This window comes from Cellulosimicrobium sp. G4 BAM 1002 (assembly GCF_057126935.1).
Window position 1 is genome coordinate 1,164,497 of the sequence record NZ_CP182109.1, and the last position, 14,873, is coordinate 1,179,369.

Annotated in this window: 16 protein-coding genes; 9 read left to right on the plus strand and 7 right to left on the minus strand. The window is 76.6% G+C overall.

Features of this window, described 5'->3' with window-relative positions; translation table 11 throughout:
- Positions 1 to 40: 40 nt before the first annotated feature.
- Together ACMXGY_RS05265 and ACMXGY_RS05270 are read right to left on the minus strand one after the other, a co-directional pair.
- Positions 41 to 469 (minus strand): SRPBCC family protein, encoded by a 429-nt coding sequence (locus ACMXGY_RS05265; protein WP_483775833.1) that lies wholly within the window; start codon positions 467 to 469, stop codon positions 41 to 43.
- A 40-nt stretch (positions 470 to 509) separates the two neighbouring features.
- Positions 510 to 980: a PLD nuclease N-terminal domain-containing protein gene (locus ACMXGY_RS05270; protein WP_483775834.1), complete on the minus strand. Its 471-nt coding sequence runs from the start codon at positions 978 to 980 to the stop codon at positions 510 to 512.
- A gap of 31 nt (positions 981 to 1,011) precedes the next feature.
- Here ACMXGY_RS05270 and ACMXGY_RS05275 point away from each other — a divergent pair, with 31 nt between their 5' ends.
- Positions 1,012 to 1,317, plus strand: a complete 306-nt coding sequence (locus ACMXGY_RS05275) for a DUF4229 domain-containing protein (protein WP_483775835.1) — start codon at positions 1,012 to 1,014, stop codon at positions 1,315 to 1,317.
- Between the two features lie 30 nt (positions 1,318 to 1,347).
- On the opposite strand, the gene ACMXGY_RS05280 is transcribed toward ACMXGY_RS05275, so the two are convergent.
- The gene (locus tag ACMXGY_RS05280; RefSeq protein WP_483775836.1) at positions 1,348 to 2,217 is read right to left on the minus strand and encodes a 1,4-dihydroxy-2-naphthoate polyprenyltransferase; all 870 of its coding nucleotides are present in this window, start codon (positions 2,215 to 2,217) and stop codon (positions 1,348 to 1,350) included.
- A gap of 42 nt (positions 2,218 to 2,259) precedes the next feature.
- A complete protein-coding gene (locus ACMXGY_RS05285; protein WP_483775837.1) occupies positions 2,260 to 3,567 on the minus strand; it encodes an AMP-binding protein in 1,308 nt (435 codons plus the stop codon).
- 129 nt (positions 3,568 to 3,696) lie between these two features.
- Here ACMXGY_RS05285 and ACMXGY_RS05290 point away from each other — a divergent pair, with 129 nt between their 5' ends.
- Together ACMXGY_RS05290 and ACMXGY_RS05295 are read left to right on the plus strand one after the other, a co-directional pair.
- Positions 3,697 to 4,740, plus strand: a complete 1,044-nt coding sequence (locus ACMXGY_RS05290; protein ID WP_483775838.1) for a DUF3048 domain-containing protein — start codon at positions 3,697 to 3,699, stop codon at positions 4,738 to 4,740.
- 117 nt (positions 4,741 to 4,857) lie between these two features.
- Positions 4,858 to 5,097 carry a hypothetical protein gene (locus ACMXGY_RS05295; RefSeq protein WP_483775839.1) on the plus strand — a complete coding sequence of 80 codons (240 nt, stop codon included), beginning with the start codon at positions 4,858 to 4,860 and terminating at the stop codon, positions 5,095 to 5,097.
- 25 nt (positions 5,098 to 5,122) lie between these two features.
- Here ACMXGY_RS05295 and ACMXGY_RS05300 read toward each other — a convergent pair whose 3' ends face one another.
- On the minus strand, positions 5,123 to 6,151 hold the full coding sequence (locus tag ACMXGY_RS05300) for a 1,4-dihydroxy-2-naphthoyl-CoA synthase (RefSeq protein WP_483775840.1): 1,029 nt from the start codon (positions 6,149 to 6,151) through the stop codon (positions 5,123 to 5,125).
- On the minus strand, positions 6,108 to 7,166 hold the full coding sequence (locus tag ACMXGY_RS05305; RefSeq protein WP_483775841.1) for a DMT family transporter: 1,059 nt from the start codon (positions 7,164 to 7,166) through the stop codon (positions 6,108 to 6,110). Before ACMXGY_RS05305 ends, ACMXGY_RS05300 begins: the two co-directional genes overlap by 44 nt.
- 66 nt (positions 7,167 to 7,232) lie before the next feature.
- Here ACMXGY_RS05305 and pdxR point away from each other — a divergent pair, with 66 nt between their 5' ends.
- The 6 genes from pdxR to ACMXGY_RS05335 all read left to right on the plus strand — a co-directional run bounded on the left by pdxR (position 7,233) and on the right by ACMXGY_RS05335 (position 14,265).
- Positions 7,233 to 8,672 carry a MocR-like pyridoxine biosynthesis transcription factor PdxR gene (gene pdxR, locus ACMXGY_RS05310; protein ID WP_483775842.1) on the plus strand — a complete coding sequence of 480 codons (1,440 nt, stop codon included), beginning with the start codon at positions 7,233 to 7,235 and terminating at the stop codon, positions 8,670 to 8,672.
- A 99-nt stretch (positions 8,673 to 8,771) separates the two neighbouring features.
- Positions 8,772 to 9,095 carry a DMT family transporter gene (locus tag ACMXGY_RS05315; RefSeq protein ID WP_483775843.1) on the plus strand — a complete coding sequence of 108 codons (324 nt, stop codon included), beginning with the start codon at positions 8,772 to 8,774 and terminating at the stop codon, positions 9,093 to 9,095.
- A gap of 4 nt (positions 9,096 to 9,099) precedes the next feature.
- Complete coding sequence (locus ACMXGY_RS05320; protein WP_483775844.1) at positions 9,100 to 9,762, plus strand: TetR/AcrR family transcriptional regulator; 663 nt, start codon at positions 9,100 to 9,102, stop codon at positions 9,760 to 9,762.
- A gap of 1 nt (position 9,763) precedes the next feature.
- Positions 9,764 to 10,771, plus strand: coding sequence for an o-succinylbenzoate synthase (locus ACMXGY_RS05325; protein ID WP_483776791.1), 1,008 nt, complete (start codon positions 9,764 to 9,766; stop codon positions 10,769 to 10,771).
- On the plus strand, positions 10,768 to 12,579 hold the full coding sequence (menD, locus tag ACMXGY_RS05330) for a 2-succinyl-5-enolpyruvyl-6-hydroxy-3-cyclohexene-1-carboxylic-acid synthase (RefSeq protein ID WP_483775845.1): 1,812 nt from the start codon (positions 10,768 to 10,770) through the stop codon (positions 12,577 to 12,579). Before ACMXGY_RS05325 ends, menD begins: the two co-directional genes overlap by 4 nt.
- A 105-nt stretch (positions 12,580 to 12,684) precedes the next feature.
- Complete coding sequence (locus ACMXGY_RS05335; RefSeq protein ID WP_483775846.1) at positions 12,685 to 14,265, plus strand: S1C family serine protease; 1,581 nt, start codon at positions 12,685 to 12,687, stop codon at positions 14,263 to 14,265.
- A gap of 70 nt (positions 14,266 to 14,335) precedes the next feature.
- Here the strand turns inward: ACMXGY_RS05335 and ACMXGY_RS05340 are convergent, their stop codons facing one another.
- Positions 14,336 to 14,833: an N-acetyltransferase family protein gene (locus ACMXGY_RS05340; RefSeq protein WP_483775847.1), complete on the minus strand. Its 498-nt coding sequence runs from the start codon at positions 14,831 to 14,833 to the stop codon at positions 14,336 to 14,338.
- Positions 14,834 to 14,873: the final 40 nt, after the last annotated feature.

A 14,873-nucleotide genomic window follows, 5' to 3' on the forward strand; every position in this document is an offset into this window, starting at 1 on the left:
GGGCACGCGCCCGGGCGGCGCCGCGTGCGGTCGGAGCCCGTCAGGGCATCATGGCCTCCGCAGCGCGCTGGATCGAGGCCGCCTCCGTCTCCACGTACCGCGTGGTCAGCGAGCGCGTCATGAACCAGCCGAGCCACGCCATCGCGCCGGACACGGTCAGCGAGAGCGTGAGCAGGCTCCCGTCGGGGTGCGGTGCGACGAGGTGCGCGGCCGTCACGGTGACTCCCGAGGACCGCGACTCCCACGTGAACGACGACCCGTCGACCAGGTCGGTGACCGTCCACACCTCTTCGGGGAGCCGGGGCTGGCGCAACCGGGTCCGGGAGCCCACTCCCAGCGGCCCATCGTCGAGGCGCTGCACGGCCTCGACCGTCGGGATGCGCTCGGGCCATCGTTCGACGTCGGCGACGATCTCCCAGACCCGCTCGGGCCGTGCCGCGACGGTGACGGTGCGTTGCAGACCGGGCATGCGCCGAGTGTAGGTCCGGTCGTCCGCGCCCGGCGGGCGGTCAGCGGGCGGAGTCGTCGCCGTCGTCGGGGCCCTGGGGCGCGGTGCCGTCGCTCGACGTCGGCTCGTCAGGGTCGGGCGTCGCGGCGTCCGACGGCGGGACGTCATCCGGCGCCGCGTCAGGAGCGCCGGTCGGGTCGACGTCCCGGGACTGGCGGCGCTGCTGCTGGTCGAGCTGCCAGAGGAAGTCGGGGTCGTCGTCGGGAGCGACGGGCGCACTCCGACGGCGGCGAGCGGTGCCGCCCGACGACCCGCCGGGGCGCCCCGTCGCGCCGTACCGGGAGCTCCCGCGGGACGACGACCGCTTGATGACGATCCACGCGATCGGGCCGAGGAACGGCAGCAGGACGATGAGCACGATCCACAGCCCCTTGGGGATGCCGCCACGCTCCTCCTCGTCGCTGGAGGCGAGATCGACGAGCGCGTAGACCGCCAGGCCGACGGCGATCAGGGGGAGCAGGACGCGGAGCATGGCACCAGCCTATGCGCCGTACCCTGGAGTGGTGCCTGTCGTCGTCTACTCGGTCCTGCGCCTGCTGCTCTTCGGGGCGGCGCTCGGCGTCCTCTGGCTCGCCGGGCTGCGCGGGTGGCTGCTGGTGCTGGTCGCGGCCGTCCTCGCGCTCATGCTGTCGTACCTCACTCTGCGCGGGCCTCGCGAGGCCGCGTCGCGCTACCTCGCCGAGCGGGCCGAGCACCGCGCGCGGACGGGCGAGCGCTTCTCGCGCGAGATCGAGGACGACGCCGCCGCCGAGGACGCGGCGCTCGACGCGGCGTCGGACGATCGCCCCGAGGCTCCCTCCGCGCGCTGAGCCGACGGCGTCCCGCCCCGGGGGGTCTGCTCAGAGCGCGAGCCCGACCCCCAGCAGCACCCCGTACGCGAGCTCGAACAGCCCCGTCCCGGCGAGCACCGGCACGAGGAGCGGGCCCCGTGCGCCCGCGACGACGGGGAGCGAGAGCAGCACCGCGGGAAGGAGCAGGACCAGCACGCCGAGGGTCCACGGCGACGCGAAGGCGCACACGACGGCGAGCGCGAGCGGCAGCCAGATCATCGCCAGGTAGGCGCGCCGGGCGCGGAAGTCGCCGAGCCGCACGGCGAGCGTGCGCTTGCCCGCGACGACGTCGGTCGGGATGTCGCGGATGTTGTTCACCATGAGGAGCGCGCACGCGAGCAGGCCCACCGCGACGGCGCCCACCGCCGAGGGCCACGTGACGACGTCCGCCTGCGTGTAGGTCGTGCCCAGCGTCGCGACGAGGCCGAAGAACACGAACACCCCGACCTCGCCGAGGCCGCGGTACCCGTAAGGGTTGCGCCCGCCGGTGTAGTACCAGCCCGCGAGGATCGCGAGCGCACCCACGGCGATCAGCCACCAGTGGCCCGAGACCGCGCAGAGCGCGAGCCCGAGCACGGCCGCCACGCCGAACGCGCCGAAGGCCGCCGCGCGCACCTGGCTCGCGGGCGCGGCTCCCGTCGCCGTCAGCCGCATGGGCCCGACGCGGTCGAGGTCCGTCCCGCGCACGCCGTCGGAGTAGTCGTTGGCGTAGTTCACGCCGACCTGGAGAGCGAGCGCGACGCCGAGCGCGAGGAGCGCCGGCCAGAACGCGAAGCCGTCCACCTGCGCCGCGGCACCGGACCCGACGATCACGGGGGTCGCGGCGGCGGGCAGGGTGCGCAGGCGCGCGCCCGCGACCCATTCGGTGGTGCTGGCCATGGTGCTCCGTTCGGTCGTGCCGCGTCCTGGTCGTGCGCGGAGTCAGCCGTCGGCGCCCGGCACGTGCCCGACGGCGATCCGCGCCACGGCGGCGCGGTCCACCTTGCCGGGTCCGCGCCTCGGGAGGTCCGGGACGACGATCACGCGGCGGGGGGCCGCCGCCCGTCCCAGCCTATCCGCGACCCGGCGCCGGACGGCGTCGAGCAGCGCGGGGGCGGCGTCGACCGCGCTGCCCGGCGCGGGACCGGCCGCGCTCCCGCCGAGCGTCACCACCGCGACGACCTCCTGGCCCCACTCCGGGTGCGGCACCCCGACGACGCACGCCTCGCCGACGCCGTCGACCCCGGTGAGCGTCTCGGCGAGCATCTCCGCCAGCACAGCCTCGACGGCTGCCGGGGCGACGTTGACCCCGCCCGTGACGACGACGTCGTCCGCACGACCGAGCACCGTGAGGGTCGGGGCGTGCACCGGCCCGTCGAGCCTGCCGAGGTCGCTCGTGCGGAACCAGGACGTCCCGTCCGGGTCGGTGCGGAACGCCGCCACCGTAGCGGTGCGGTCGCCGAGGTAGCCGTCCGCGAGGAACGGGCCGGCGAGCTCGACGACGCCCGTACCGCTCACCTCGGCGCCCGGCCCGCCGGGCGCCTCCGCGCCCCCGTCCTCCTGCGGGACGACCCGCACGCGCGCGCCCGCGAGCGGGACGCCGTCGTACACGCAGCCGCCGCACGTCTCGGTCATGCCGTAGGTGGTCACGACCCGTGCGCCCGCCGCACGCGCGGCGCGCAGCAGCGGGGCGGGGGTGGCGGCGCCCCCGACGAGGACGGCGTCGAGCGAGCACAGGGCGTCGATGCCGTGCGCGCCGCCGTCGGCCCCCGCCTGTGCCGCGGTGACGAGCCGGTGGAGCTGGGTGGGTACGAGCGAGACGTAGCGCCGCCCGCCGGCCGGCGCACGGGCGACGAGCGCGGCAAAGCCTGCGGGCGTGAACGGCTCGCCCGGGGGCGCGACCGTGAGTCCGTGACCCGCGGCGTGCGCGCGCGCGACGACCTGGACGCCCGCGACGTGCGTGGGCGGGAGCGCCAGGAGCCAGTGGCCCGGGCCGCCGAGCCGCTCGTGCGTCGCCGCGCCCGAGGCGAGCACGGAGGCGGCCGAGAGCACGACCTCGCGCGGGGCTCCCGTCGAGCCCGACGTGCGCAGGACGAGCGCCGTGCCCTCGGGCACGCGCACCGTGTCGCCGGACGAGCCGGACCGAGCGAGAAGGGGGACGGGCGCCACGGCCGGCCCGTCGCCGTCGAGCGCGGCCCCGACCGCTCGGACGAGCGCCGCGAGGTCGGCGGGGACGACGGCGCGGGTCACCCGCCCAGAGTAGGACGCGTCGTAGGGTGTCGGGCAACGAGCCGCCGCGACGGGGCAGCCGTGGGGGGAGCGTCCCCGGGCGACGGGAGGTCGAGGGTGACGACACGGGTTCGACGCGCACGCGCAGGCGTGGGAGCCGCCACGGTGCTCGCCGTGGTGACGCTCCTGGTCGCCGCGTGCGGCGGGGGCGGGCCGACGGCGCCCGTGACCGAGACCGTCGACGCCGACGTGTCCGCCGACAAGGGCACGCCGCCCGAGCCCGACGTGCCGGTCGTCTGGCCGCTCACCGGCGTCGCGGCCGAGGAGGTCGCGGACCGGCCGGCGCTCGCGGTGAAGATCGAGAACGCGCCGCAGGCCCGCCCGCAGACCGGGCTCGAGCAGGCGGACGTCGTGTGGGAGGAGGTCGTCGAGGGCGGCATCACGCGCTTCGTCGCGGTCTACCACTCGCAGGTGCCGCAGAGCGTGGGACCGGTCCGGTCGGTGCGCCCGATGGACCCGGCGATCGTCGGCCCGTCGAACGGCATCCTCGCGTACACCGGGGGCCAGCAGCCGTTCATCGACGCCGTCGGGGCGGCCGGCATCCAGTCCGTCGTCATGGACCACGGCGACGACGGGTTCACCACGACCCGGTCGCGGCGCGCGCCGCACAACGTCTACGGGAGCCCGGAGGACTTCTGGGCCCAGGCCGACGACGACCGCACGTCACCGCCGCCCGCCGAGCTCGTGTTCGCGCGCGAGCCGGGTCAGGGGACCGCGACCCTCACGGGGGGACCGGCGACCCGTCTCGACGTCCGTCTCACCCACGCGAGCCGGGCCGTGTGGGAGTGGGCCGGCGACGAGGGCGTGTACCGACGCAGCGAGGGCGACGAGCCGGCGGTGTCCTCCGAGCAGGTGCGGTTGTCCGCGACGAACGTCGTGCTGCTCTCCGCGACGATGGTGAACACGCGGTTCAAGGACCCCGCCGGCGTCCCGGTGCCCGAGACGCAGCTCGTCGGGTCGGGCGAGGGCGTCGTCGCGAGCGGCGGCAAGCAGGTCGCGGTCACGTGGTCCAAGGACGCGGTCGACGCGCCGCTCGTGCTCACGGGCGCCGACGGCAAGGCCGTCGCGCTCGAGCCGGGCACGTCGTGGATCGAGCTCGTCCCGACCGGCTCGGGGAGCTGGACGATCGGCTGACAGCCCCTCGCTCCACCCGCGGGCGGACGCGGGCTACGCCCGGGGGAGGAGCGCGGTCGGGAAGGACGGTCCGGGGGGCCGATGTGCCGGGCGCAGCGTGCGCGGCACCGTGGAGTCATGGCAACCGACGTCCCGCACCGAGTCCACCTGACCTCCTCCCAGCCCGGCGAGCGCCCGCAGACCCCGCTGCCGCCGTCGTACACCCCGAGCACGCCGCCCGACGGCGAGCCCGGGCCCGCGCGCTCCGCCGTCCCCGTCGTCGTGTCGGTGGGGATGCTCTTCGGCCTCGCCGTCGCGGCGGCGTTCGTCGGTCGCGGCCTCGTCGAGATGCTGACGAGCCTCGTCGGCGGAGGCTGACGGTCGGCAGCGTTCGGTTCGCCGGTCAGTAGGCGTAGCCGAACCTGCCCCAGTCCGGGTCGCGCCGCTCGAGGAACGCGTCCCGGCCCTCGACGGCCTCGTCCGTCATGTAGGCCAGGCGGGTCGCCTCCCCGGCGAACACCTGCTGGCCCATGAGCCCGTCGTCGGCGAGGTTGAAGGCGAACTTGAGCATGCGGATCGCCTGCGGCGACTTGGTCGCGACGACCCGCGCGTACTCGATCGCGAGCGCCTCGAGGTCCGCGTGGTCCGCGACCTCGTTCACCGCGCCCCACTCGTACGCGTCCTGCGCCGAGTACTCGCGCGCGAGGAAGAAGATCTCCCGGGCGCGCTTCTGACCGATCTGCCGCGCGAGGTACGCGGAGCCGTACCCGCCGTCGAACGAGCCGACGTCCGCGTCGGTCTGCTTGAACCGCGCGTGCTCGCGGCTCGCGATCGACAGGTCAGCGACGACGTGCAGCGAGTGCCCGCCCCCGGCCGCCCAGCCGTTGACGACCGCGACCACGACCTTCGGCATCGTCCGGACGAGCCGCTGCACCTCGAGGATGTGCAGGCGCCCCGCGCGACCCGGGTCGACGGCGTCGCGCGTGTGCACGTCACCCCCGCCGTCGGGCGCGGTCGTGTACTGGTAGCCCGAGCGCCCGCGGATGCGCTGGTCCCCGCCCGAGCAGAACGCCCAGACCCCGTCCTTGGGCGAGGGCCCGTTGCCCGTGAGGAGCACGGTCCCGACGTCGGACGTCATGCGCGCGTGGTCGAGGACCCGGTACAGCTCGTCGACGGTGTGCGGGCGGAACGCGTTGCGCACCTCGGGGCGGTCGAACGCGACGCGCACCACGGGGAGGTCGCGCACGACGGCCCCGCTCGCGTCACGCTCGACGCCGCGGTGGTAGGTGATGTCGGTGAGGCCCTCGAAGCCGACGACGTCGCGCCACGCGCTCGGGTCGAAGGTCTCGGACACCGGGCGGGGGAGCTCCGACGGCGCGGGCCGGGGCTCAGGCGTGGCGGGGTGGGTGGGCGTGGGGTCGCTGCTGCTCACGACCGCCACGGTAGCCGGTGCGCGGCAGCGCTCGCGCTCGGCGCGGTGACGTCAGACCGAGCAGGAGACCGAGGCCCACGACGAGCGCACCCACCGCGGACGTCATGGCGAGCTCCTCGAATCCCAGCGCGACCGACACGGCGAGCGCCGACACCGGCATCAGGCCGGCGAAGAGGCCGGCCCGGGCGGGACCGACGGCCGCGAGGCCCGAGTACCAGAGCAGGAACGCGACCGCTGTGACGACGACCGCGAGGTAGGCGAGCGCGACCAGCTCGCCGGCGTCGGGCACGGCGAGGAAGGGGCGGCCCGCGACATGCTGCAGGACGAGCCCGAGCAGGGCGAGCTGCGGCACGGCGAGCACGCACGCGTACGCCGAGACGCGCAGGGCGCCCAGCCTCGGGAGCAGCGGCACGGCGAGCAGGGAGAAGCAGACCTCGCACGCGAGCGCGCCGAGCGCGATCGCCACGCCGACGGGGTCGCCCGAACCGCCGCCCTCGACGAGCACGACGCCGCCCGTCACGACGAGCGCCGCCACGACCGTCCGCGCCGCGACCCGCCGCGTTCGCAGCGCGGTCGTGACGGCCAGCACCACCGGCGTCGCGCCGACGACGGCCCCGACGAGCGACGGGTCCGCGCGGCTCGTGCCCTCCACGACGAGGACGCTGAACGCGACCAGGCCGGTCGCCGCGAGCGCCAGGAGCCGCAGCGTGTCGCGAGGCGAGGGCAGGATCCACGGCACGCGCCGCACCGCCAGGACGGCGAGCAGCACGAGCGCCGCGACCGCGTAGCGCACGGCCTGCCCGCCGAGGACCGGGAAGTCGACGAGCGCCGCCGAGGCGACGAACGACGCGCCGACGATCACCATCCCCGCGGCACAGCGGAGGTCGCCGGCGCGGCTCGACGCTCGCGCCGACGTGTCGTCGGGGGGTTCCGGGGCGGCGACGGACGGCGGCGCGAGGGCGAGGGCCGCGGTGTCCACCGGCGGCACGGGGAACGAGGCTTCGGAGGTCGGCACCCGACGACCGTAGGTCGCCACTGGACCAGAAGGCAGGGCCAGTCTCGATCTGGTTCACTGGGCCAGATGACGACCCGGCTGGAGCCTGACGCCCTGCTCCTCGCGCTCGGGCCGCGACCGGCGCGCGACGTCGGGCGCTGGCTCCACGAGACCCTGCGGGCGGCGGTCGTGGAGGGTCGCCTGGAGGCGGGTGCCGTCCTCCCGTCGAGCCGCGACGCCGCGTCGGCCCTCGGCGTCTCGCGCGGGACGGTCACCGCGACGGTCGACGTCCTCGTGGGCGAGGGCCTGCTCGTCTCCCGGCCGCGGTCGGGTGTCGTGGTCGCCGCGCTGCCCGCGCCGTCGGTCCCGCGAGGTCCCGTGGCCGCCGACGGCGACGTCGCGCGACGGCTTCCGAGCGTCGGGACGCCCGACCCGGCGCTCTTCCCGCGCGCCGCCTGGACGCGTGCCGTGCGCGACGCCGTGCGCGGGCTCTCGGACGCGGACCTCGGCTACCCGGACCCGCAGGGCTTGCCGGCGCTGCGCGAGGCGCTCGCCGTGCACCTGCGCCGCAGCCGGGGCGCGCAGGTGTCGGCACGCGACGTCGTCGTCGTGAGCGGCGTGGCGCAGGCGCTCTCGCTCCTCGCGCGGCTGATCGCGGAGGGGGCCGTGGCCGGCACCGCCCCCGGGCCGCGGGCGCGGGGGCGCCGGGCCACGTCGCCGGTCGCCGTCGCGGTCGAGGACCCGTCCTCGGCGGGCGCGCTCGAGCTGCTGCACGACGCCGGGCTGCGCACGCCCGCGGTCCCGGTCGACGGCGACGGCCTGCGCGCCGACCTGCTGCCCGACGACGCGCGCGCCGTCCTCGTGACGCCGGCGCACCAGTTCCCGCTCGGCGTCGTCCTGGCGCCGGACCGTCGCCGTGACCTGCTCGCATGGGCGGCGGCGGGGGACCGGCTCGTCCTCGAGGACGACTACGACGCCGAGCTGCGGTACGACCGGCGGCCCGTGTCGTCGGTCCAGGCGACGGACCCGGACCGGGTGGTCCTCCTCGGCTCGGTCTCGAAGCTGCTGTCTCCCGCGCTGCGGCTCGGCTGGGTCGTCGCGCCGCCGCACGTCGTCGGGCCGCTCGTGGAGGCGAAGCGCCGGGCCGACCTGGGGACGTCCGTGCCGGAGCAGGCGGCGCTCGCGGAGCTCGTGACCTCGGGCGCGTACCAGCGGCACCTGCGGCGCGCCCGGCTCGTCTACCAGCGCCGGCGGCGGGCGCTGCTCGAGGCGCTCGAGCGCGCCGTCCCCGGGGCCGTCGTCCGGGGGGTGGCCGCGGGGCTGCACCTCGTCGTCGCCCTGCCGGACGCCGCGAGCGAGCGGCGGGTCGTCGGTGCGCTGCGGTCCGCGGGGGTCCCGGCGGAACCCCTGAGCGGCTCCGCGGTGGAGCGCACCGAGCGCGGCGTCGTCGTCGGGACGGCGCGCGTGCGCGAGAGCGACGTCCCCACGGTCGTCGCGGCCTTGCGGGCGGAGGCGCGCGGAGGGTGACACCCGGTTGACACCGCGGCCGATACTGGTACGTTAGTACCAGTTCTGCGCACGACGGCGGGCCCTGCCACCCGGTGCGCCGACCGAGGGAGTCTCCCCATGGCATGGATCATCCTCATCCTCTCCGGCATGCTCGAGGCCGGCTGGGCGCTGAGCCTCAAGGCGTCGGACGGCTTCTCGAAGCTGTGGCCGAGCGTCGCGTTCGTCGTCATGCTCGCGCTGAGCATGGTCGGGCTGAGCATCGCGCTGAAGACGCTGCCCGTGGGCGTCGCGTACGGCGTGTGGGTCGGGATCGGCGCGTCGCTCACCGCGGTGCTCGCCGTCGTCCTGTTCGACGAGTCCGTCACCGTCCTCAAGGTGGTCTCCCTCGTGCTCATCGTCGCGGGCGTCGTCGGGCTCAACCTGTCCGGGGGAGGACACTGAGCCCATGGCGAAGACGACCGTCGACCCGCGTCCCGTCCCGCGCAGGCAGGCCCGCGGCGTAGCCCGCCGAGAGGCCATCGTGCGCGCGGCGGCCGACCTCGTGCTGCGCGAGGGGCCCGCTGCCGTGACCCACCGCGTCGTCGCCGCACGCGCGGACGTGCCGCTCGCCGCGACGACCTACTACTTCACCGGTCTCGACGACCTCATGAGCGCTGCTGGCCGGCTGATCGTGGAGGGCTGGGCGGCGCACGCGCGCGGCGCGGCCGAGCGGGCGGAGAAGGCGACCTCGTCGCAGCGCGCCGGCAGCGACGAGGTGCCGGGCCTGCTCGTCGACGCCGTCCTGCCGCCCGGCGGCGAGGGCGAGGTGCGCGGGTTCTACGAGCACCTCGTCGGGGCGGGTCGCTACCCCGCGCTCGCGCAGGCCTACGCGGACGGTCGGCACCAGCTCGACACGGCCGTGGGCCAGCTCCTCGCCGCGCGCGGTCTTGCGCGCGTCTCGCCCGCGCTGCTCGTCGCGGTGGTCGACGGCGCCGCGGTGAGCGCGCTGAGCGAGGGCAGGGACGTCCGCGAGACCGCGGTCCGGCTCGTGACGGACCTCGTGGCCTCCCTGGGAGCCGACGTCGCTCGCGACGACCGGGCCGCCGGCGCATCGTCCGCGGTGGCATAGCCTGGGTGGCGTGCCCGGCCCCTCCGTCGTCTACCGCACCCGCCTCACCACGCGCTTCCGCGGTCTCGACGTGCGCGACGGCGTGCTGCTGCGCGGGGACGCGGGCTGGGGCGAGTTCTCGCCGTTCTGGGACTACGACGACGCCGAGTCGGCCGCGTGGCTGCGCGCGGCCCGCGAGGCCGCCGACGACGGCTGGCCGGCCGCCGTGCGCGACCGTGTCCCCGTCAACGTGACCGTCCCCGCCGTGGGCCCCGAGCGCGCCCGCGAGCTCGTCGCCGCGTCGGGCGGGTGCCGCACCGCGAAGGTCAAGGTCGCCCAGCGCGGACCTGACGGCGCGCTCGAGCCGCTGGCCGCCGAGGTCGCGAGGCTCGAGGCCGTGCGCGACGCGCTCGGTCCGGACGGGCGGGTCCGCATCGACGCGAACGGCGCGTGGGGCGTCGACGAGGCCCTCGCCCGGCTCCCGCACCTCGACCGTGCCGCGGGCGGCCTCGAGTACGTCGAGCAGCCGTGCGCCGACGTCGCCGGGCTCGCGGCCGTGCGCCGCGGCCAGCGCGGAGACACCGCCGTGCCGGTCGCCGCCGACGAGTCGGTCCGGCGCGCCGAGGACCCCCTCGCGGTCGTGCGTGCCGACGCCGCGGACGTCGTCGTGCTCAAGGTGCAGCCCCTGGGCGGGGTGCGCGCGTGCCTCGCCCTCGCCGAGCAGGTGCGCCTGCCGGTCGTCGTCTCGTCCGCGCTCGAGTCGTCCGTCGGGATCGCGGCGGGCGTGGCGCTCGCGGCCGCGCTGCCCGACCTGCCGTACGCGTGCGGTCTCGCGACCGTGAACCTCTTCGCCGCCGACGTCACCGGCTCTCCGCTCGTCCCGGTTGACGGCGCGCTGCCGGTCGTGCGCCCGGCCCCGACACCCGAGGGCCTCGCCGCGACCGCACCCGACCCGGAGACCGACGCGCGCTGGCGCGAGCGCCACGGTCGCGTCTCGGCACTGCTCGCCTCTGTGGGCGGTGCACGATGACGCCGCCGTCCGGCGGGTCTCCGGCGGTGCGCTCGGCGCGCGCCCTCGTCCGCGCGCTCGTCGCCGAGGGCGTCCGGGACGTCGTGCTCGCCCCCGGCTCGCGCAGCGCGCCGCTCGCGTACGCCGTCGCGGACGCCGCCGACGCCGGGCACCTCACCCTGCACGTGCGCGTCGACGAGCGCTCTGCGGCGTTCCTCGCGCTCGGGCTCTCCCGCGGCTCCGACCCGCTGGTCCGTGCCGGGGTCGAGCTGCCCCGCCCGGTCGCCGTCGTCACGACGTCCGGCACCGCCGTCGCGAACCTGCACCCCGCGGTGCTCGAGGCGCACCACGCGGGCGTCCCGCTCCTCCTGCTCACGGCCGACCGGCCGCACGAGCTCCGCGGGACCGGGGCCAACCAGACGACCGCCCAGGCCGGGATCTTCGGGGTCGCGGTGCGCTACGCCCTCGACGTGCCCGCGCCGTCGGGACGGCCCGGCGAGGTGCGAGACCTGCTCGCGGCCGCCACGCGCGCGGTGGCCGCCGCGACCGGCGCCCGTTCCGCGTTCCCGGGGCCGGTGCACCTGGACCTCGCGTTCCGCGAGCCGCTCGTCCCCGACCCCCTGCCCGGTCCGGACGAGCCGCCGGCAGGGGTGCCGAACCCGCCGGAGCCGCGTCCCGCGCTCGTCGTGCCGCCCGTCGTCACGCTCGCGGACGGTCCGCCGCTCGGGGCGCGCACCGTCGTCGTCGCGGGCGACGGCGCGGGGCCGGTCGCGCGGCAGCTCGCGGAGACGCGGGGCTGGCCCGTGCTCGCGGAGCCGTCGTCCGGCGCCGTCGGCGGGGCGAACGCGGTGCGGGCGTACCCCCTCGTGCTCGGGGTGGACGAGCTCGTGGACGGCGTCGAGCACGTCGTCGTGCTCGGCCGTCCCACGCTCACGCGCCCCGTCCAGCGCCTGCTCGGCCGGAGCGACGTCGACGTGGTCGTGGTCGCGCCGGGCACCGGGCCGTGGCCCGACGCGGCGCGCAACGCCCGCACCGTGCTGCCCGCCGTCCCCACGGCATGGCTCGACGGCGGCGCGGCCACGACGGACGCGTCCGAGCGGGCGACCTGGCTCGCGCGGTGGCGCGCGGCCTCCGGTGCCGCCGCCGCGGTCGTGGCTGCCGCCACCGACGGCGCGACGACCGACGGGCCGTCCGTCGCGCGCGCCGTCGCGCACGCGTGCGGGCCGGAGGACGTGCTCGTCGTCGGCTCCTCCAACCCGGTGCGCGACCTCGACCTCGTGCTCGGCGCCGAGGCGTCCGACGGCGCGGCCGGCGTGCCCTCCGTCCTGGCGAACAGGGGGCTCGCGGGCATCGACGGCACGGTCTCCACCGCTCTCGGCGTGGCGTTCGCCGCCGCGCGCCGGGGGGTGCGCACGCGCGCGCTGCTGGGCGACCTGACGTTCCTGCACGACGTCGGCGGCCTGCTCCGCGGCCCGCACGAGCCGCACGTGGACCTGCAGCTCGTCGTCGTCAACGACGACGGCGGGTCGATCTTCGCGGGCCTCGAGCCCGGAGGGCTGGGCGCGACGTCCGAGCAGGCCGGCCGCACGTTCGAGCGCGTGTTCGCCACCCCCCACGGCGCGGACCTCGCGCAGCTGTGCACCGGGTACGGCGTCGACCACCAGCTCGTGCCCGACGTCGCGTCGCTGCGCCACGCGCTCGTGGCGCCGAGCCACGGCGTCCAGGTCCTCGAGGTCCGCGTCCCGCGCGCGGACCGGCGCGCCACGAGCCGCGCGCTCGCGGCGCAGGTCCGCGACGCGGTGCGGGCGGTGCTCGCGAGGCTCCGCTGACCGGGCACCCGCCGGGTCAAGAACTCGCAGTCAACTCCCAGGTTCGTTCAAGGGTCGTTCAAGCGCCGTGGTGTGAAGTAGGGGGCAGAAACGAGGAGGCCCACCATGACGAACACCCCCGACACCGAGCGCATCCCGAGCACGCCGGCCGCCGCCGAGCACCCGCAGGCGCAGCCGACGCAGCCGCTCGCCGCGCCGCAGCACGTCCAGCACGTCGCGCCGCCGCAGGCCCCGACGGGTGCCCCCGCCGCGACGCCGATGCCCAACCCCTACGCGCGCCCCGCCCAGGGCGCGCCGGCCGCAGCCGCCGCCCACACGCCGTCGGGCACCTTCGGCCCGCCGCCCGCGCCGCCGGCCCCGCCCGCGCAGGGCGAGGGCGCCGCGCCGGCCGACAGGCGCCGCCGGACCTGGGTCCCGGTCGTGAGCGCGGCAGCCGCCGCGGCGATCCTCGCGAGCGTCGGCACGGCCGGCCTCACGGGCGCGCTCGACGCCGACGGCCAGGACGGCTCCACGCTCGCCGACGTCGGCCAGCAGCAGGAGGCGACGACGGCGCCCGTCTCGGACTCGTCGTCCCAGAACCCGAACTGGGAGTCGGTCACGCAGGCCGTCGCTCCCTCGGTCGTCGCCATCCAGGTGCAGACGCAGCAGGGCGGCGGCGAGGGCTCGGGCGTCATCATCGACGACCAGGGCCACGTCGTGACGAACAACCACGTGGTCGCCGGCGCGGAGAACGACACCGTGCAGGTCACCCTGAGCGACGGCCGCCTCTTCGAGGCGAAGATCGTCGGGCTCGACCCGGCGACCGACCTCGCCGTCGTGCAGATCGTCGACGCGCCGGACGACCTGCAGCCCGCGACGCTGGGCGACTCCGACGACGTGACGGTCGGCGAGTCGGTGCTCGCGGTCGGCAATCCGCTCGGGCTGGCGAACACGGCGACGACGGGCATCGTCTCGGCCGTGGACCGCCCGGTCTCCGCGTCCGGAGAGGGCGGCGGCACGTCCGTGGTGACCAACGCGATCCAGATCGACGCCGCCATCAACCCCGGCAACTCCGGTGGCCCGCTGTTCGACGCGCAGGGCCGTGTCATCGGCATCACGTCGTCGATCGCGACCCTGTCGAGCGGCGGCACGCAGTCCGGTTCGATCGGACTCGGGTTCGCGATCCCCGTGAACCTCGCGAAGACGATCGGCCAGCAGCTCATCGAGAACGGCACCGCGGAGCACGCGTTCCTCGGCGTGACCCTCACCGACGCGACCGCGACCGCCGACGGCGTCACGCGCCGCGGCGCGCAGGTCCAGGAGGTCACCGAGGGCTCGCCCGCGGCCGAGGCGGGCGTCGAGTCCGGTGACGTCGTGGTCGCGATCGACGGCGACGCCGTCGGCGGCGCCGAGTCCCTCACGGCGTTCGTCCGTGAGCGGGCGGCGGGTGCGGAGTCGACCCTGACCGTCGTGCGCGACGGCAAGACGCTCGAGCTCGACATCACGCTCGCGACGCGACCCGCCGACGACGAGACGACGGGCAGCGGCTCCGAGGGCTCCGAGGGCGGTCAGCTCCCGGGCCAGGGCGAGCAGCCGCAGCTCCCCGGTCAGGAGGGCCAGCAGGGCCAGCAGGGCGGGGAGAGCGACCCGACCGACCCGGGCAACGTCCCGAACCCGTTCGACTGGTTCTTCGGCGGCCAGGGCTGACGTTCGGCCCACCGGCGCCACCGGCCCGGCCGGCACGGACACGTTCCGTGCAGGCCGGGCCGTCGTCGTACTACGCCTCGAGAGCCGCCTCGACGGGCACGACGAGAGGCTTGGTGAAGAAGCCCGCCGTCTCGACGTATCCCCCGGCGACGTAGAACTCCTTGGACAGCCCTGTCGCGAGCCCCACGCGGCGCGCGCGCACCTCGACCGCCCAGGCCTCGGCGCTCTCCAGCAGTGCGCGACCGACCCCGCGGCGGCGGTGCGCCGGCGCGACCGCGACCTCCTCCACCCGGCAGACGACGCCGCTCGACGCGAAGGTCAGGTGCCGGTTGGCGAGCAGGTACCCGACGACGCCGTGCTCCGGCAGCTCGGCGACCGCGAAGTACGTGTCGAGCGCCGCGAGCAGCGGCCCGAACGACCGGTCGAACGCCTCTCGCTCCGGGTCGTGGCGGGGCAGCTCCCGCACGAGCGGCCACACCGCGTCGCGGTCGGCGACCGTCGCGCGGCGCACGAGCACGCCGGACGGGTCGGTGGGGCGGGGGTCGTGAGGGCGCGTGGTGTGGGACACCTCGCGAACGTAGCAGCGCCGTCGTGCCTGGTGACAGCCT